This window comes from Nocardioides fonticola (assembly GCF_039536805.1).
GTDB classification, from domain to species: Bacteria; Actinomycetota; Actinomycetes; order Propionibacteriales; family Nocardioidaceae; genus Nocardioides; species Nocardioides fonticola.
This window is the reverse complement of sequence record NZ_BAAAZH010000012.1, coordinates 81,735-98,203: the sequence shown is the minus strand read 5'-3', so window position 1 is coordinate 98,203 and position 16,469 is coordinate 81,735. Positions and strand designations below refer to the sequence as shown.

The 16,469-nt window shown below is 74.0% G+C and carries 16 protein-coding genes; 7 read left to right on the top strand and 9 right to left on the bottom strand.

Annotated elements, in window-relative coordinates; all coding sequences use genetic code 11:
• Position 1 precedes the first annotated feature (1 nt).
• Positions 2–1,198 (bottom strand): class I tRNA ligase family protein, encoded by a 1,197-nt coding sequence (locus tag ABD671_RS07870; protein WP_344732744.1) that lies wholly within the window; start codon positions 1,196–1,198, stop codon positions 2–4.
• A gap of 86 nt (positions 1,199–1,284) precedes the next feature.
• On the bottom strand, positions 1,285–3,882 hold the full coding sequence (locus ABD671_RS07865; RefSeq protein WP_344732743.1) for a LuxR C-terminal-related transcriptional regulator: 2,598 nt from the start codon (positions 3,880–3,882) through the stop codon (positions 1,285–1,287).
• Positions 3,883–3,975: 93 nt separating this feature from the next.
• Between ABD671_RS07865 and ABD671_RS07860 the strand changes: the two genes are divergently transcribed.
• The gene (locus ABD671_RS07860; protein ID WP_344732742.1) at positions 3,976–4,722 is read left to right on the top strand and encodes a hypothetical protein; all 747 of its coding nucleotides are present in this window, start codon (positions 3,976–3,978) and stop codon (positions 4,720–4,722) included.
• 21 nt (positions 4,723–4,743) lie between these two features.
• Here the strand turns inward: ABD671_RS07860 and ABD671_RS07855 are convergent, their stop codons facing one another.
• Together ABD671_RS07855 and mca are read right to left on the bottom strand one after the other, a co-directional pair.
• Positions 4,744–5,052 (bottom strand): hypothetical protein, encoded by a 309-nt coding sequence (locus ABD671_RS07855; RefSeq protein ID WP_344732741.1) that lies wholly within the window; start codon positions 5,050–5,052, stop codon positions 4,744–4,746.
• Between the two features lie 5 nt (positions 5,053–5,057).
• Positions 5,058–5,972, bottom strand: coding sequence for a mycothiol conjugate amidase Mca (gene mca, locus ABD671_RS07850; protein WP_344732740.1), 915 nt, complete (start codon positions 5,970–5,972; stop codon positions 5,058–5,060).
• Between the two features lie 30 nt (positions 5,973–6,002).
• Here mca and ABD671_RS07845 point away from each other — a divergent pair, with 30 nt between their 5' ends.
• Together ABD671_RS07845 and greA are read left to right on the top strand one after the other, a co-directional pair.
• On the top strand, positions 6,003–6,425 hold the full coding sequence (locus ABD671_RS07845) for a DUF4307 domain-containing protein (protein ID WP_344732739.1): 423 nt from the start codon (positions 6,003–6,005) through the stop codon (positions 6,423–6,425).
• 163 nt (positions 6,426–6,588) lie between these two features.
• Positions 6,589–7,098, top strand: coding sequence for a transcription elongation factor GreA (greA, locus tag ABD671_RS07840; protein ID WP_344732738.1), 510 nt, complete (start codon positions 6,589–6,591; stop codon positions 7,096–7,098).
• A gap of 198 nt (positions 7,099–7,296) precedes the next feature.
• Here greA and ABD671_RS07835 read toward each other — a convergent pair whose 3' ends face one another.
• Positions 7,297–8,466 carry a saccharopine dehydrogenase family protein gene (locus ABD671_RS07835; RefSeq protein WP_344732737.1) on the bottom strand — a complete coding sequence of 390 codons (1,170 nt, stop codon included), beginning with the start codon at positions 8,464–8,466 and terminating at the stop codon, positions 7,297–7,299.
• Positions 8,467–8,667: 201 nt separating this feature from the next.
• Between ABD671_RS07835 and ABD671_RS07830 the strand changes: the two genes are divergently transcribed.
• Together ABD671_RS07830 and ABD671_RS07825 are read left to right on the top strand one after the other, a co-directional pair.
• The gene (locus tag ABD671_RS07830) at positions 8,668–8,937 is read left to right on the top strand and encodes a DUF2277 domain-containing protein (protein WP_344732736.1); all 270 of its coding nucleotides are present in this window, start codon (positions 8,668–8,670) and stop codon (positions 8,935–8,937) included.
• A 10-nt stretch (positions 8,938–8,947) separates the two neighbouring features.
• Positions 8,948–9,823 carry an NAD-dependent protein deacetylase gene (locus ABD671_RS07825; RefSeq protein WP_344732735.1) on the top strand — a complete coding sequence of 292 codons (876 nt, stop codon included), beginning with the start codon at positions 8,948–8,950 and terminating at the stop codon, positions 9,821–9,823.
• A gap of 81 nt (positions 9,824–9,904) precedes the next feature.
• Here the strand turns inward: ABD671_RS07825 and ABD671_RS07820 are convergent, their stop codons facing one another.
• Both ABD671_RS07820 and ABD671_RS07815 read right to left on the bottom strand, forming a co-directional pair.
• Positions 9,905–10,339 carry a hypothetical protein gene (locus tag ABD671_RS07820; RefSeq protein WP_344732734.1) on the bottom strand — a complete coding sequence of 145 codons (435 nt, stop codon included), beginning with the start codon at positions 10,337–10,339 and terminating at the stop codon, positions 9,905–9,907.
• Positions 10,340–10,459: 120 nt separating this feature from the next.
• Positions 10,460–11,146: an iron-dependent transcriptional repressor DtxR gene (locus ABD671_RS07815; protein WP_344732733.1), complete on the bottom strand. Its 687-nt coding sequence runs from the start codon at positions 11,144–11,146 to the stop codon at positions 10,460–10,462.
• 96 nt (positions 11,147–11,242) lie between these two features.
• Between ABD671_RS07815 and ABD671_RS07810 the strand changes: the two genes are divergently transcribed.
• Both ABD671_RS07810 and ABD671_RS07805 read left to right on the top strand, forming a co-directional pair.
• Entirely contained in the window at positions 11,243–12,607 is a 1,365-nt protein-coding gene (locus tag ABD671_RS07810; protein ID WP_344732732.1) for a cryptochrome/photolyase family protein, read from the top strand.
• Positions 12,608–12,645: 38 nt separating this feature from the next.
• Positions 12,646–14,277: a glycoside hydrolase family 13 protein gene (locus ABD671_RS07805; protein WP_344732731.1), complete on the top strand. Its 1,632-nt coding sequence runs from the start codon at positions 12,646–12,648 to the stop codon at positions 14,275–14,277.
• Between the two features lie 36 nt (positions 14,278–14,313).
• On the opposite strand, the gene ABD671_RS07800 is transcribed toward ABD671_RS07805, so the two are convergent.
• Both ABD671_RS07800 and ABD671_RS07795 read right to left on the bottom strand, forming a co-directional pair.
• Positions 14,314–14,757 carry a MarR family winged helix-turn-helix transcriptional regulator gene (locus ABD671_RS07800; protein WP_344732730.1) on the bottom strand — a complete coding sequence of 148 codons (444 nt, stop codon included), beginning with the start codon at positions 14,755–14,757 and terminating at the stop codon, positions 14,314–14,316.
• A complete protein-coding gene (locus ABD671_RS07795; RefSeq protein ID WP_344732729.1) occupies positions 14,754–16,409 on the bottom strand; it encodes an MDR family MFS transporter in 1,656 nt (551 codons plus the stop codon). Before ABD671_RS07795 ends, ABD671_RS07800 begins: the two co-directional genes overlap by 4 nt.
• Positions 16,410–16,469 lie beyond the last annotated feature (60 nt).

The following is a 16,469-nucleotide window of genomic DNA, read 5'->3' as shown; positions in this document are numbered from 1 at the left end:
GTCAGCGGGCGTCGCCGAGACGCAGGACGGCGATGAGCCGGCGCGCGGCCTCCCCACCGGTCGCCAGGGCCACCTCGACGGCGCCGGGGACGTCGAGGTCGTCGCGCACGCGGGCGAGGGCGGCGTCCGGGTCGGCGTCCCCCGTGCCGGCCGTGCCGGCCGTGCTGGATGCACCGGCGGCCCGGTAGAGGTCGGCGAGCCGCTGCTCGGCGCGGTCGAGGTCGTCGGGGCGGTACTCCCACGGGTCCGCGTAGCGCCGGTCGAGGATCGCCAGGCGCAGCGCGGCCGGACTGCACCGGGTCAGCAGGTCGTCGACGAGCACGAGGTTGCCGGTCGATTTGGCCATCTTGCGGCCCTCGAGACGCACCTCGCCGACATGCAGGGTGGCCCGCGCGAACGGGGTGACGCCGGTGGCGGCGCTGGCCATGGCCGTCACGTACACGTGATGGGGGAAGACGAGGTCGGAGCCGCCGGCCAGCACGTCGATCGAGCCGCCGTGCACCGCCAGCGCCATCGCCGCGCACTCGGCGTGCCAGCCGGGGCGTCCCCAGCCCCACGGGCTGGGCCACGCGGGCTGGCCGTCGGTCGAGACCTGCCAGACCGGCACGTCGAAGGGGTCGTCCTTGTCGGGGTGGTCGGGCTGCTCGCCGTAGTCGGCGAACCGGCGCAGCGCCTCGTCGTGGTCGAGACCGGCGCCCGAGGCGACCTCGCCGCCGCGGAACCAGACCGTGCCGCCGCGCTCGTAGGCCGCGCCAGCGTCGAGGAGCGTCTGGGCGAGCTGCTGCACGGTGCCGATGTGGTGACGGGCATGCGGTTCGGCCTGCGGCGTGGCCACGGCCAGTGCCCGCATGCTCTGCCCGAACACGGCCTCCTGGCCCAGGGCGAACTCGTCGTAGTGGCGGCCGCGGGCGCGGGCGGCGTCCATCAGGACGTCGTCGACGTCGGTGATGTTGCGGCAGACCCGGGCCTCGACCCCGGTGCCGCGCAGCAGGCCGGCGAGCAGGTCGGACCACACGAAGGTGGCGGCGTGCCCGAGGTGCGTGACGTCGTAGGGGGTGATGCCGCAGACGTAGAGCCGGGCCGCGCCGACGATCCCGAGCCGCACGCCGCCCAGGGTGAGGGTGGGATGCGGGGGCGGGAGGGCGCCCACGCGCTGCGTGGGATCGGTGACGCCGGGTCCGAGCTGTCGTGCGGCCATGCCCGCAGTCTGGCACCGGCACGGTGCGCGGCGCAGGTCAGCCCGGTCGTCAGCCCGGTCGTCAGCCCGGTCGTCAGCCCGGTGGGTCAGCCCAGCCGGTCGGCCAGCTCGGCGCGGGCGACGCCGACCTTGGCGAGCACGCGCGCCATGTGGTTCTCCACGGTGCGCACCGAGAGGTTGAGGGCACCGGCGATCTCTCGGTTGCCGGCTCCCCCGGCGGCCAGCAGGGCGACCCGCTCCTCGGCCGGGGTGAGTCCCCATGCGCCGACCGCGCGCCGGCGTCCACCGGCCAGGAGCAGCTCGGCGGACGCCAGCGCCGCGACGCGCACCAGCCCCGCCCGCTCCGCCCCGGCCCGGACGGCGCGCAGCAGCTCCCGGGCCTCGCTCGTGCGCCCCGCCCGCCGCCACCGGGAGGCGGCCGCGAGCAGCACCTCCCACCGCCGGGCCACCGGCAGGGCGAGCACGTCGGGCTCGCCGAGCGCGCCCGGCTCGGCCACCAGCGCCCGTCGCCACGCCACGATCTCGGGACGCCGCAGCCACGCGGCCGGCGGGTCGTGCCGGGCCGGCTCGACCCGGCGGGCGAGCGCCACCTCCTCGGCGACGCATTCAAGCGGGCAGAGCCAGTCCGAACCGCCGTAGGCGCGGGCGGCCGCCTCGACCTGCGCCGCGGCGTCCTCGACGGCGCCGAGCGCGAGCGAGACCCGCGCCCGGCACAGCCACCACGAGGCGAACGCGACCCCGGGGAGCACCGAGAACATCGGCGCGAGGACGTCGGCCTCGGCCGCGGCCGCGGCGAGAGCGGCGTCGTCGCCGTGCGCGAGCACCGCCTCCAGCACGGCCGTGGAGGCCACCGGCACCAGCGGCGGCCACAGCTCGGGCGCCGCGAGGCAGCGGCGCGCCGAGGCGGCCGCGTCGGGGACGCCGTCCCACGCGTCGAGGAGCGCGAGCCAGGCCTCGGCGTTGACCTCGAGCACCCGCACGCCGGCGGCACGGCCGAGGTCGCGCACGGTGCCGAAGATCTCCCGCGCGATGTCGAGCCGCCCCAGGTGCACGCAGGCGGTGCCCGCCAGGCCGTACTCGACGAGGTGGGCGACATGGTCGAGGTCGACGTGGCGCCGCACGTGGTCGATCAGCGCGACGGCCTCCTCGTCGCGACCCGCCTGCGCGTAGGCGGCCGCGGCGTACGCGGCCACCCGCAGCGCCTCCGGATGGGCCGCGTGCAGGAGGTCGCCCGCGGCATCGATCACCGCGAGCCGATCCGCCGGCATCGGGTCGGCGCTGACGTAGGTGGCCGCGAGATAGCCGCGGGTGATCCGCGCCCGCCACGTCAGCGATCCCCCATGGGCCGGCTCGGCCAACTCCTCGGCGATCGCGGCGGCATGGCGACCCACGAGGTCGACGTCGAAGCGCATCATGCCGTGGTTGATGAGGGCGAGGCGCACCTCGGCCGCGCGCTGCCAGTCCCCGGCCTCGCGCAGGCGCGCGACCGTGGCCTCCGCGGCCGGGACGCCGTCGTCCCCGTCGCGGTGCAGGCGCGCCTCGGCCCGCAGATGGAGGAGGCCGGCGGACACCTCCGGCTCGCCCACCGACTCCTGCTCGGCGCGGTCGCACAGCGCGAGGCAGCGGTCGGCGTCCTGGAGGCGCCAGGCGTCGGCGGCCGCCGCGAGCAGGCTCGCCGCGGCCCAGGGCTCCCCCAGCGGCAGGCTGCGCTGGAGGGCCCCGACCAGGTCGGCGGCCCGCTCGGGTCGCCGGGCCCACAGCCGGGCGGCCTCGCCGTGGAGCCGTCGCTCCTCGAGCGGACCGGCCGATCCCGCGACGAGCTCCTCCAGCAGCGGGTGCCGGATGCGCAGGTCGCCGTCGGGGTCGAGCAGGCGGACGTCGTCGAGCACCCGCAGGTGCCCCGCCAGCGCGCCGGGAGCGACGCCGGAGAGGGCGACGACGTCGGCGATCGTGCCCACGCCGCCCAGCACCGCGATCGCGCGGGCGACCCCGCGGGTCTCCTCGGGCAGGGCGGCGAGCTCGCGGGTGACGTACTCGGCCGCCGAGTCGACGGGGCCGCGGCGCACCGAGGCACCGAGCAGGAGGGCGTTGCCGCCCGTGCGGCGGGCCAGCTCGGCGATCTCGTGCGGGTCGACCTCCTCCCGCGCGCAGCCGCGATGCGCCGCCACCAGCCGGGCGATCTCGTCGTCGGTGAACGGCGCCAGCTGCACGACCTCGGCCTCCACCCGGCCGACGAAGGCGGCGACCGCCGCGTACCGCTCCGCGGTCCAGGGCCGGCTGGCGGCGAGCACCCGAGGCGGCCGCGGGCCGCCCATCGCGGCCGCGAGGACGTCGAGGGAGAGCGGGTCGACCTCGTGCAGGTCGTCGACGACGACCACCCGGGCTGCCAGCACGTCGTGCAGCAGCACGCCGAGGGCGCCCGCCAGAGCCTCCGGGGCGACGGCGTCGAGGGCGCCGGCGACCACCTCGGGACCCAGCAGGCCGCGCACCAGCGCGAGGGGGACGGCGGCGTCCCCGCGACGGGGGCGGGCCAGCACGACCGGCGTCCCGGCGGTGGCCTCGGCGAGCAGCACCGACTTGCCGGCGCCGGGCTCGCCGACGACGACCGTCGTCCGCCGATCGGCCCGGGACAGCAGCGACTCCCGCAGGGACCCGACCACCGGGCGCGGGACCCGAGTACTCACGTTCGGAGGCTAGCGACCGGCGTCGTCGGGCGTCCCAATTTTGAGTGTCCGGTCCCTGATGCCCGGCCGCAGGGCGCCGAGCAGGCTCACGACATGTCTCGACCCCACCTCACGCCCGGCCTCCGCCGCCGGCTGCCCCAGGCCGCACTGGTGCTCATCACCTGCGGCGCCCTCGCCTCCACCCCCATGGCCGCCGACGCGGCCCGCCTGCTCACCGGCAAGGACATCAAGGACTCCTCCCTCACCGGCAAGGACGTCAAGAACGGCTCGCTCACCTCGGCCGATCTGGCCCCCGGCACGTTGTCGGGCACCGGACCTGCCGGGCCTGCCGGACCTGCCGGGCCTGCCGGACCCGCCGGGCCCGCCGGACCCGCCGGACCTGCCGGTGCGGCCGGGCCCGCCGGCGCGGCAGGGCCCGCGGGTGCCACCGGCCCCCGGGGCTTCAGCGCCTGGGACACCATCCCGACCGGGACGACGGTCACCGGCTGGTTCTTCCCCACCCTGACGCCGACCGTGGCTGGGGACACCATGCCCATCACGATCACGCTGCCCGGGATCGCGCCGGTCGCCCTGACGAACGCGACGGTCAACTTCAACGCCGACGGCCAGGCCGCGACCACGGACGACGACGCCGCCTGCACCGGCAGCTACTCCAACCCGACGGCCCCCGCAGGCAAGGTGTGTCTCTACCTCGCCTCCAACGACACGCTGACCGACATGAAGGGCTTCGTCTTCAACGAGTCGAACGCCCGCGACCAGGTCTTCTACATCCTGGCGACCGCGACCGCCGGCGGTGCGGTGGAGACGCCCTACGGCTCCTGGGCTTACACGGCTCCGTGATCGGCTGAGCCGGCCGACGCGTCAGATCGACGGCGTCGCGGGACCAGGTCCCGTGGCGTCGTCGATGCGCTGCTGACGCAGCCGTGCCTCCTCGGCCGCCTCGGCGGCGGCCTCCTCGCCGAAGACGCCGTCGGCCTTGGCCCGATCGACCTTCTTCAGCTGCTTGGTGAGGCTGTAGCCGAGGAAGGCCACGGTCGCGCAGAGCAGCACGAAGATGCCCAGAGCGCCCCAGCCCGCCTTGACGTCGGCGGGGTCGGGCCCTTCGTCGTCCGCGAGGTGGACGACGACCTGGGCGAGGCTCGTCAGGGCGTGGATCGCGAGGTCGTGCACGGTGATCAGGCCTCCGAAGGGATCGTGGCGCCGAGGGTGATGCCGGCGAACAGGTCGTCCTCCGGCGTCGGCGCGGAAACGTGCGAGGTGACGAGCTCGAAGTCCTCGGTGGGCCACACGGCCACCTGGAGCTCGCGGGGGACGGCGAACCAGAAGCCGTCGGGGTCGATCTGCGTGGCGTGCGCGAGCAGGGCCTGGTCGCGCACCCCGAAGTACTCCCCGCAGGGCACCTTCGTGGTGACCCGCGCGTCCCACTCGGGCTCGGGCTTCCACTCGCGCAACCGCTCCTCCCACGGCGACTCCAGGCCGTGGGCGACCATCGCGTCGTGCAGGCTCTGCATGCGCTGGCGGTTGAAGGAGTGGTGGTAGTAGAGCTTGCTGACCTGCCAGGGCTCGCCGAGCTCGGGGTACTTCTCGGGGTCGGCGGCCCACGCGGACGCCGCGACCGAGATCTCGTGGCACTTGATGTGGTCGGGGTGGGGGTAGCCGCCGCGCTCGTCGTAGGTGGTGAGCACGTGCGGGCGCAGCTCGCGGATGAGGCGGACCAGCGGTGCTGCGGCCTCCTCCAGCGGCACGAGCGCGAAGCAGCCCTCGGGCAGCGGCGGCTTGGGGTCGCCCTCGGGCCATCCGGAGTCGATGAAGCCCAGCCAGTGCTGGGTGATGCCGAGGATGTCGCGGGCCCGCTCCATCTCCTGTCGCCGCACCTCGGTGATGTTCTCGGCGATCTCGGGCCGGTCCATCTTCGGGTTGAGGATCGAGCCCCTCTCGCCGCCCGTGCACGTGGCCACGTGCACCTCGGCGCCCTCGGCGACGTACTTCGCGGTCGAGGCCGCGCCCTTGCTCGACTCGTCGTCGGGGTGGGCGTGGACGTGGAGCAGGCGCAGGCCGCTGCGGGGTGCGGTCGCGGGGGCGTCGGACATGTCCTTCATGGTAGGTGGGACCATCGGAGGGTGACCTCATCGGACCTGTCCTCCGGACACCTGAGCGAGCGGTACGGCACGCCGTCCCCGTGGCGCAGGCGCGGTATCGCCGCCGTCGTCGCCGCCTTCGTCGCCGCCTTCGCCTGCTGGCTGGCCTGGACCACCTGGATCCACGCCAACCCGCAGGTGAGCTCCGAGCTCCTCGGCTTCACCGTCGAGGGCGAGCACGCCGTCACCGCCCGGGTGGCCGTCGACGTGAGCGACGGCGTCGATCCCACCACCGCACGCTGCCTGCTGCGCGCCTACGCCGAGGACCACAACACGGTCGGGGAGTTCACCTTCACCCCGGCGGAGGGGTCGGGGCGCTACACCGAGACCATCCGCACCGAGCGCAGGGCCACCTCGGCGGACGTGGTCGGCTGCACGACGCCGGACCAGAACAACCCCAGCTGACCGCCGGGTTGCTAATCTGGTCCTTCCTGACCGAGCCGCCGGGCCCGTGGAGAGAGGGCCCGCAGCACGTCCGTGGTTCCGCCTTCGCGCCGGACCGGACGACGCGGCCGCAGGAGATCGGCCATCCGGCCGGTCCCGCCCACCCACGACCCAGGAGCACGCCATGACGCAGTCGAGCCAGCAGGCCCAGCAGACGATCTGGCTCACCCAGGACGCCTACGACAAGCTCCAGGCGGAGCTGGAGGATCTCAAGGGTCCGGTCCGCCAGGAGATCATCGCGCGCATCAGCGCGGCCCGCGACGAGGGCGACCTGAAGGAGAACGGCGGCTACCACGCCGCTCGCGAGGAGCAGGGCAAGCTCGAGGGCCGCATCCTCCAGCTGCAGGACATGCTCGAGCGCGCCCAGGTCGGCGAGACGCCGGCCGACGACGGCGTCGTCGGCCCGGGCATGGTCGTCACCTACAAGTTCGAGGGCGATGACGACGACGAGGCCGAGTCGTTCCTCCTCGGCGCCCGCGAGATCGAGTCCGAGGGCCTGACGGTCTACTCGCCGCAGTCCCCGCTCGGCGCCGCGATCAACGGCCGCCAGAAGGGCGAGACCGTGAGCTACCAGGCGCCCAACGGCAAGGAGCTCAAGGTGATCATCCTCGACGCGAAGCCCTACACCGGCTGACGCCGTCCCCGTTCCCGAGCCGCGGCCGCCGTCCCCTCGCGGGACGGCGGCCGCGGTGCGTCGGGGGCGGGAGTTTCCCCGGTCAGCCGGGGAAACTCCTTCTTGGCACGGCAAGCATTCCCTGACCAGTGGGAGTTTCCCCTGACAAGTGAGCCGGCCGGACCACGAGGACGCCGGCCCCGCGCCACCCGGTGCGGCTCAGACGAGCTCGAACCGGATGCCCGCGGCGATGAGCCGGTCGAGCAGGTGGGCCCCCATCGCCTGGGCGGTGGTGACCGAACCGGACGTCGGGGGGTTGTCGTCGAAGGCCAGGCACAGGGCCGACTCGGCGAGCATCTTGGCGGTCTCGGTGTACCCCGGGTCGCCGCCGGAGACCCGCGCGTGCACGGTGCGGCCGTCGGCCTCGGCGACGACGTCGACGGTGAACCAGGACTTCTCCCGCCGTCCGGCCGAGGGGCCCTCGCCCTGCTTGACGCGACCGAGCAGGGCGGAGCGCAGCGGCTTGATCTGCGCGGCGACGGCGAGCGCCGACACCCCGGCCACGCCGCCGGCGGCGTACCGCAGGGTCTTGGTGCCGGCGAAGTGGGCGTAGCGGAACCGCGGCCCGTAGAGCTCGAGCGCCGCGCCGCTGCGGGCCACGACCTGCGGGTCGATGGTCGGCAGGGGCAGCAGCCAGTACCTGAGCACCTTGTCGCGGCCGGGCTTGCCCTGGACCGCCCGCGAGCTGCGGCCCTCGGGACGCGGCTCGACGGCGAGCCGCTGCTTGAACGCCGCACTCATCTGCTTGGCCCGCGAGAACGCCCCCATCGCCGAGTGGAACGTGCCGCCGGAGAAGGTGGCGTTGCTGCGGACGACGCCGCGCACCTGGGCCGGCCCGGTGGGCGCGAGCTCGCGCATCGCGAAGTAGACGCCGAGGTCGTGGGGGATCGAGTCGAACCCGCAGGCGTGCACGATGCGGGCGCCGGAGGCGGCGGCCGTGGCGTGGTGCGCGACGTACATGGTGTCGACGAACTCCGGCTCGCCGGTGAGGTCGACGTAGTCGGTGCCGGCCTCGGCGCAGGCCCGCACGAGCGGCTCGCCGAACTGGAGGTAGGGCCCCACCGTCGTGGCCACCACCTTGGTCTGCGCGGCCACCGCGGCCAGGGACGCCGGGTCGCCGGCGTCCGCCTCGAGCAGCGGCAGGTCGGCCAGCTCGGGCCGGATCGCGGTCAACCGCTCCCGGACGGCGGCCAGCTTGGCCGCGTTGCGGCCGACCAGCGCCCACCGAAGCCCGGCCGGCGCATGCTCGGCGAGGTACTCCGCCGTGAGGCCGCCGGTGAAGCCCGTGGCCCCGAAGAGGACCAGGTCGTAGGTGCGCTCGTTCGCCATGCGGGTCATCCAACCACCGCGGGCGTGCGGGCGGGCGGCCGCCGTCAGGTTTCCCCGGTCAGCCGGGGAAACCTGATGTTGTGGGGCGAAGCTTCGCCCCACAACATCAGGTTTCGCCCGTCACCTGTGACCACTGTGACCGTCGGGACGGGCCCGGCGACTCCGCGGACGCCCGCTGTCCCGCGACGTAGGCTCGGAGGCATGTGCCGCAACATCCGACCGCTCAACAACTTCGAGCCGCCGGCCACCGACGACGAGGTGGCGGCCGCGGCACTCCAGTACGTCCGCAAGGTGGCCGGCGCGACGAAGCCGTCGGCGGCCAACCAGGCGGTCTTCGACGCCGCCGTCGCCGAGATCACCGCCGTCACGCGCCGCCTGGTCGACGACCTGGTCACCACCGCACCCCCGAAGGACCGTGAGGCGGAGGCCGCCAAGGCCCGAGCCCGGGCAGCGGTCCGCTACGCCCGGTGAGGCGGTAGCCGTGAGCGTGCGCGCGGTCACCGGCGCCGTCCTGCCGCGTGCCGCGGAGGCGGCGAGCCCGGAGCGGGTGGCAGCGGCCCTCGACCTGCTCGATCGGCGTCCGCTGGTCGTGCTGACCGGCGCGGGGCTCTCCACCGACTCCGGCATCCCCGACTACCGCGGCCCCGGCGCGCCGACCCGCATGCCGATGACCTACCAGGAGTTCGTGGGCAGCCACGAGGCGCGCCAGCACTACTGGGCCCGCAGCCACGTCGGCTGGTCGCGGATGGGCCGGGCCGAGCCGAACCGCGGCCATCTCGCGGTCGCCGCCCTGGACGCCGACCTCGTGATCACCCAGAACGTCGACGGTCTCCACGAGCGCGCCGGCACGCCCCGCCTGGTCGCCCTGCACGGCCGCATCGCCGACGTCGTGTGCCTGGCCTGCGGCACCGTCTCACCGCGCGCCGACCTCCAGGAGCGGCTGGGCGACCTCAACCCCGACTGGCTCGCCCGCCACGTCGCCGCGGCGGTGCGACCCGACGGCGACGTCGACCTCTCCGCCGAGGACACCTCCACCTTCGTCGTCCCCGCCTGCGCGTGCGGGGGCGTGCTCAAGCCCGACGTCGTGTTCTTCGGCGAGACCGTGCCGCTCGATCGGGTGACGCCGTGCCTGGCGGCGGTCGACGCCCTGGCCGAGACGGACGGCGCCCTGCTGGTCGTCGGCAGCAGCCTGGCCGTCATGAGCGGCCTGCGGTTCGTGCGGCGCGCGGCGAAGGCCGGGGTGCCGGTGGTGATCGCCAACCGCGGCCAGACCCGGGGCGACGATCTGGCCGACGTGGCCGTCGAGACCGACTGCGCGACCTTCCTGGAAAGCCTGATCGGCCGCCGCGCCGGCTGACCTCGGGCGAGGTCGGCGGGCACGACGGCCGATCGAGGATCCCGGGGAGGGGGTGGATCCAGGGGGATCAGGGACGACGGCTCACTGGCCGCCGAGCTCGCGCTTCCACTCCTCGAGCATGTCGAGCACCGACTGGGTGGAGTACAGGCCGCGGGCCTCGGGGCCGCCGTCGGCGTCGTCGAGCCGCTCGGAGGCCTGCTCGGGAGGCAGCCGGATGCCGCGGTCGATCACGTAGAGGGTGTCCTCCGGCTCGAAGCGGAGGTCGGCGACGAAGCCGGAGTGGTACTCGCCGTCGAGGTCGAGCAGGACGACGTCCTCGCCCGGCTCGAGGGCCCGGCGCAGGCGGGACTCGATGTGGCTGACGACGACCGGGCCGCGCTGGGCGATCAGCTCACGGCTGGTGAGCGGCACCTCGATGAGCTCCACGGTCAGCTCACGCCCCGACGGAGCGGGCGCCGGCACGACACCCTCGACGGACCCGACCGAGACGGTCTCCCACAGCTGCAGCACGGACATGCGTCGCCCTCCCAGACGTCGGCACCGCGCTCTCCCAATCGCGCGGCTTCATGGAGGTCAACGAACAGGTCCGGCATCGGTCACGCATACCCCGGGAGGGATCACACAGGTCTAGACCGGTCAGAGACGGCGCACGAAGATGTGCTCGGCCGCCTCGGGGACGATCTCGGCGCTCTCCCCCGCGGCGCCCACGAGCACGCCCTCGCTGGTCGCGACGACGGTGACGGTCTTGTCCGGCAGGGCTCCCACGCGCCGCAGGGCGCTCATGAGCAGCTCGTCCTTCTGCATCTCCTCGGAGATGCGACGGATCAGCACGCGCCCCTCCTCGGGGCCCGCGGCGCCGGCGAGCGACTCGACGCCGTCCATGAAGTCCTCACCGGAGGCCTCCTCGCCGAGCTCGTCGAGGCCGGGGATCGGGTTGCCGTAGGGCGACTCGGTGGGGTGGTCGAGGAGTTCGAGCAGGCGGCGCTCCACGTTCTCGGAGATGACGTGCTCCCAGCGGCAGGCCTCCTCGTGCACGAGCTCCCACGGCAGGCCGATGACGTCGCTGAGCAGGCGCTCGGCCAGGCGGTGCTTGCGCATCACGCGCGTGGCGAGCCGGCGACCCTCCTCGGTCAGCTCGAGATGACGGTCGCCCTCGACGGTCAGGAGCCCGTCGCGTTCCATCCGCGCGACGGTCTGGCTGACCGTCGGCCCGCTCTGGTGCAGGCGCTCGGCGATGCGCGCGCGCAGCGGGACGATGCCCTCCTCCACCAGCTCGTAGATGGTGCGGAGGTACATCTCGGTGGTGTCGATGAGGTCACTCACGTGCTCCATTCTTCCCTACCGCGCGCAGCTGACGCATCGTCGCGTCCGCCGGGTGCGGCGACGGCGGCCACCACTCGCCTGGCAGGGTGGGGAACCGTGAGCACGACACCCGCCGTCCTCTGGTTCCGTCGCGACCTGCGCCTGGCCGACCATCCGGCCCTGCTCGCCGCGTCGGCGCAGGGCCCCGTGCTGCCGCTGTTCGTGCTGGACGACGCCCTCTGGGGGCCGGCCGGCCCGTCGCGACGCGCCTACCTCGCCTCCTCCCTCGCCGCCCTCGACGCCTCCCTGCGCCAGCGGCACACCCGGTTGAGCGTGGTGCACGGCGACCCGGTCGCCGCCGTCCTCGCCGCGGCGCGCGAGGTCGGCGCGTCGAGCGTGCACATCTCGGCCGACTACGGGCCCTACGGCACGCGCCGCGATGCCGCGGTCGAGGAGGCTCTGGGCGCGGCCGGCATCGAGCTGGTGCGCACCGGCTCGCCGTACGCCGTGGCGCCGGGTCGGGTGCGCAACGGGTCGGGCGACCCCTACAAGGTGTTCACGCCCTTCTCCCGCGCGTGGGCCGAGCACGGCTGGCGCGGGCCGGTCGAGGCGCCGTCCGGTGGGTCGTGGCTCGAGCTCCCCGAGTCCGGCACGGTCGCCGTCCCCGAGGTCGAGCTCCCCGACGGGCTGAGCATCCCCGAGGCCGGCGAGCGCGCCGCGCACCGCCGCTGGCAGGAGTTCCTCGAGCGCCTCGACGGCTACGCCGACGGTCGCGACCGGCCCGGCGTCGAGGCGACCTCGCGCATGTCGACCCATCTGCGCTGGGGCGAGATCCACCCGCGCACGATGCTGGCCGACCTGGCCGCGCGGCACTCGGAGTCGGCGCGGGTCTACCGCAGCGAGATCGCGTGGCGGGAGTTCTACGCCGACGTGCTGCACCACCGGCCCGAGACCGCACGGGAGTACCTGCGCCCGGAGTACGCGCGGATGGACTACGACGAGCCGGGTGCCGCGCTGACCGCGTGGCAGGAGGGCCGCACGGGCTTCCCGATCGTCGATGCCGGCATGCGCCAGCTGCGCGCGACCGGCTGGATGCACAACCGCGTGCGGATGATCGTGGCCAGCTTCCTGGTCAAGGACCTCCACCTGGAGTGGCAGCACGGCGCCCGCCACTTCATGCGGTGGCTGGCCGACGGCGACCTCGCCTCCAACCAGCACGGCTGGCAGTGGACCGCCGGCTGCGGCACCGACGCCGCGCCCTACTTCCGGGTCTTCAATCCCGTCGCGCAAGGCCGCAAGTTCGATCCCGACGGCGGCTACCTGCGCCGCTGGATCCCCGAGCTCGCGGACGCCGTCCAGGTGCCCGACCCGCACGAGCCGGACGCCGACACCCGCGACCTGGTCGGCTATCCGCCCCCGATGGTCGACCACAAGGCCGAGCGGGCCGAGGCGCTGGCGCGCTGGGAGCGCATCCGCAACTGACGTGACCGCCGCGGGGCCTGTCTGAGAGGATGGACGGCATGTCTTTGAACGATCCAAAGGACGCCCGCGAGTGGTGGCGCGACGCCGTCATCTACCAGGTCTACGTGCGCAGCTTCGCCGACTCCGACGGCGACGGCATCGGCGACCTGCCCGGCATCACCGCCCGCCTGCCCTACCTGCGCGACCTCGGTGTCGACGCCGTGTGGCTCACGCCCTTCTACACCTCGCCGCAGAAGGACCACGGCTACGACGTCGCCGACTACACCGACGTCGACCCGCTCTTCGGCACCCTCGCCGACGCCGACGCCCTGGTGGCGCGGGCCCACGAGCTGGGCCTGAAGCTGATCGTCGACCTCGTGCCCAACCACTCCTCCAGCGCCCACGAGTGGTTCCAGGCGGCCCTGGCGGCCGGGCGCGGCTCCCCCGAGCGCGCGCGCTACCTCTTCCGCGACGGCCGCGGTCCCGACGGCGCCGAGCCGCCCAACAACTGGAACTCCGTGTTCGGCGGACCGGCCTGGACCCGCGTCGAGGACGGCCAGTGGTACCTCCACCTCTTCGACTCCTCCCAACCCGACTTCGACTGGCGCAACCCCGAGGTGGGCGACCTGTTCGAGTCGGTGCTGCGGTTCTGGCTCGACCGCGGGGTCGACGGGTTCCGCGTCGACGTCGCCCACGGCCTGGTCAAGGAGGCCTCGCTGCGCGACCAGATCGTCGAGGACGGCGAGGAGCCGCGCTCGGGCGCCGACATCAACGGCACCGAGGCCGCTCCCGAGCGGTCGATGGTCGAGCGCACGCTGCGCGACGAGCCGATGTGGGACCAGCCCGAGGTCCACGACGTCTACCGCCGCTGGCACCGCGTGCTCGCCGAGTACCCCGGCGACCGGATGGCGGTCGCCGAGGCCTGGACCCAGACGCCGGAGTCGATGGCGCGCTTCGTGCGCAGCGACGAGATGAGCCAGTCCTTCAACTTCGCCTGGCTGGTCTCGCCCTGGTCGGCATCGGCGTTCCGCGAGGTCGTCGAGGGCACCTTCGCCGCACTGGCCGACGTGCACGCCGACCCCACCTGGGTGCTCAGCAACCACGACGTCATCCGTCACGTGACCCGCTACGGCGGGGGCGCGCAGGGCCTGGCCCGCGCCCGGGCGGCGACCCTGACGATGCTCGCGCTGCCCGGCTCGTCCTACCTCTACCAGGGCGAGGAGCTCGGCCTGGAGCAGGTCGACGTCGAGCCGGAGTTCCGCCAGGACCCCTCCTGGTTCCGCACCGGCGAGGTCGGTCGCGACGGCTGCCGCGTGCCGATGCCGTGGTCGGGCCAGGAGCCGCCGTTCGGCTTCGGTCCGGGCACCGCGCAGCCGTGGCTGCCGCAGCCGGCGTCCTGGGCCGGCCGCACCGCCGAGGCCCAGGAGGGCGACGCGCACTCGACGCTGGCGTTCTACCGCCGGGCGCTCCAGGCGCGGCGCAGCCTCACCGGCACCGCGATCGAGCTGCTCGACCTGCGCCCCGACGTGCTGGCCTTCCGCCGCGACGATGTCGTCGCCGTCCTCAACTGCGGCACGACACCGCTCGACCTCGCCGCGGCAGGCCTGTCCGGCGAGGTGCTGGCCTCCAGCGCCCCCGCGATCGCGGACGGCGTCCTGCCGGCCGACACCGCCGTCTGGCTGCGCGGCTGACCGTCGGGAGCACCCGGCCGGGTCGCCCGGCCGGGCTCAGGACTCCAGCGTGGCGTTGTAGCGGGCGAGCTCGGAGGTGAAGGCCTCCAGCTCGTCCGCGCTCCAGTCCTTGAGGCGTTCGTCGAGCCAGCGCCGACGCTGGGTGACGACCTCGTCGAGGCGGCGCCGCGCCTCCTCGCTGGCCGAGATGAGGTGGGCGCGACCGTCGGCCGGGTCGACCACCTTGTCGACCAGCCCCAGCTCCATGAGGTGCTGGAGCTGGCGGCTGACGGCACCCTTGTCGATCTGGAACTTCTCGGCGATGAGGGAGGCCCGCACCGGCCCGTGCTCGGCGATGTAGGCCAGCAGCAGGTAGGAGGCCGACTGGAGTTCCGGGTGCACCGCTTCGGCGCGTTCGGCGATCACGCGGCGGATGCGGCGGATGAGCACGCCGAACTCCTCCTCCAGGCGGAGGAGGGTGCGGGCTCGCTCGGCGGTCATCGGGACGGGATCGTAGCGGTGAGCTCGGCCGTGGCCTCCGGCGCGGCGTCCGCGAGCAGCTCGTCGGCGACCTCGACGAGGTCGTTGGTGGTGCGCAGCGGCACTTCGCGGATGAGGCTGACGCAGACCAGGGCGACGAGCGCGAAGGGCGCCGCGACGAGGAACAGCTCGCCGAAGGACTGCCCGAACGCCGCCTCGAACACGCCCCGAACGGGCGCCGGGAGGGTGGCCAGGTCCGGGATCTCGTGGCTCTGGTGGGAGTCGGGGGTGACGCCGATGGCCGTCAGGCCGTCGGCGGCCCGGGTCGCGACCCGGTTGCTCAGCAGGGCGCCGAGCACCGCCACGCCGATCGACCCGCCGAGGGAGCGGAAGAACGCGACCACCGAGCTGGCAGCGCCGAGCTCGCTGACGGGCACGTTGTTCTGCACCGCGAGCACGAGGTTCTGCATCGTGGCGCCCAGGCCGATGCCGAGAACGGCCATGAAGGCACCGACGACCGCGAGGTTCGTGGTCTCGTCGATGGTGCCCAGCAGGCCGAGGCCGACGACGACCAGCACCATGCCGCCGACGAGGAACCGCTTCCAGCGACCGGTCGCGGTGATGATGCGCCCGGTGCCGATGCTGGAGACGAGCAGACCGCCGACCATCGCGATCGACATGAGGCCGGCGTGGGTCGGCGTCATGCCGCGCGCGGTCTGGAAGTACTGGCTGAGGTAGACGGTGGCGCCGAACATCGCCACGCCCACGAACACCGACGCGGTCGTGGCCAGCGCGATCGTGCGGTCGCGGAAGAGGTGCAGCGGGATGATCGGCTCGACCGCCCGCGTCTCGACCCACACGGCGAGGGCGAGCACGAGCAGGCCCGCGACGACGAGGGCCGCGGTGGTCGCCGACGCCCACGCGAACTGGTTGCCGGCCAGGCTGACCCAGATGAGCAGGATGCTGACGCCGGCCATGATGAGGGTCGCCCCGAGGACGTCGACCTTCGCGGGCCGGGTGACCACGGGCAGGTGCAGCGTCTTCTGCAGCAGCACGAACGCGAGGACGGCGAAGGGCAGGCCGACGTAGAAGCAGCCGCGCCAGCCGAAGCTGGAGTCGACGATCACGCCGCCGATCAGCGGGCCGGAGACGGTGGCCAGGGCGAAGACCGCGCCGATGTAGCCGGAGTACCGGCCGCGCTCGCGTGGCGGCACCATCGTGGCGATGACGACCTGGACGAGCGCGGTGAGACCACCGACACCGAGGCCCTGCACGAGACGGGCGCCGATGAGCATGCCCATCGAGTGGGAGACCGAGGCGAGCACCGAGCCGACGGTGTAGACGACGAGCGCGGTCTGCACGAGCAGCTTCTTGCTGAAGAGGTCCGCGAGCTTGCCCCAGACCGGCGTGGTGGCGGTCATGGCCAGCAGGGTGGCGACGACGACCCAGGTGTAGCCGGTCTGGCTGCCCTCGAGGTCGGCGACGATCCGCGGCAGGGCGTTGGTGACCACCGTGCTGGAGAGCATCGCGACGAACATCGCCAGCAGCAGTCCGGAGAGGGCCTCCATGATCTGGCGGTGGCTCATCGCCCCCGCTGCGTCGCCCGCGTCGGCGCGGAGGTGGGATCGGTCGGTGCGTTCGCGCAGGTGCTGCGGGGTGTGGTGCTGGCTCACGGTGCGGTCTCTCATGTGCGGTAGAAGGTTGCTCAAGTCAACTTTATTCCGCTGGCCGTC

What these genes read in the sequence shown, in the direction of transcription:
- ABD671_RS07870 (WP_344732744.1), bottom strand. Translation starts at nt 1,198, where the DNA reads ATGGCCGCACGACAGCTCGGACCCGGCGTCACCGATCCCACGCAGCGC.
- ABD671_RS07860 (WP_344732742.1), top strand. Translation starts at nt 3,976, where the DNA reads ATGTCTCGACCCCACCTCACGCCCGGCCTCCGCCGCCGGCTGCCCCAG.
- mca (WP_344732740.1), bottom strand. Translation starts at nt 5,972, where the DNA reads ATGTCCGACGCCCCCGCGACCGCACCCCGCAGCGGCCTGCGCCTGCTC.
- greA (WP_344732738.1), top strand. Translation starts at nt 6,589, where the DNA reads ATGACGCAGTCGAGCCAGCAGGCCCAGCAGACGATCTGGCTCACCCAG.
- ABD671_RS07835 (WP_344732737.1), bottom strand. Translation starts at nt 8,466, where the DNA reads ATGGCGAACGAGCGCACCTACGACCTGGTCCTCTTCGGGGCCACGGGC.
- ABD671_RS07830 (WP_344732736.1), top strand. Translation starts at nt 8,668, where the DNA reads ATGTGCCGCAACATCCGACCGCTCAACAACTTCGAGCCGCCGGCCACC.
- ABD671_RS07820 (WP_344732734.1), bottom strand. Translation starts at nt 10,339, where the DNA reads ATGTCCGTGCTGCAGCTGTGGGAGACCGTCTCGGTCGGGTCCGTCGAG.
- ABD671_RS07805 (WP_344732731.1), top strand. Translation starts at nt 12,646, where the DNA reads ATGTCTTTGAACGATCCAAAGGACGCCCGCGAGTGGTGGCGCGACGCC.
- ABD671_RS07800 (WP_344732730.1), bottom strand. Translation starts at nt 14,757, where the DNA reads ATGACCGCCGAGCGAGCCCGCACCCTCCTCCGCCTGGAGGAGGAGTTC.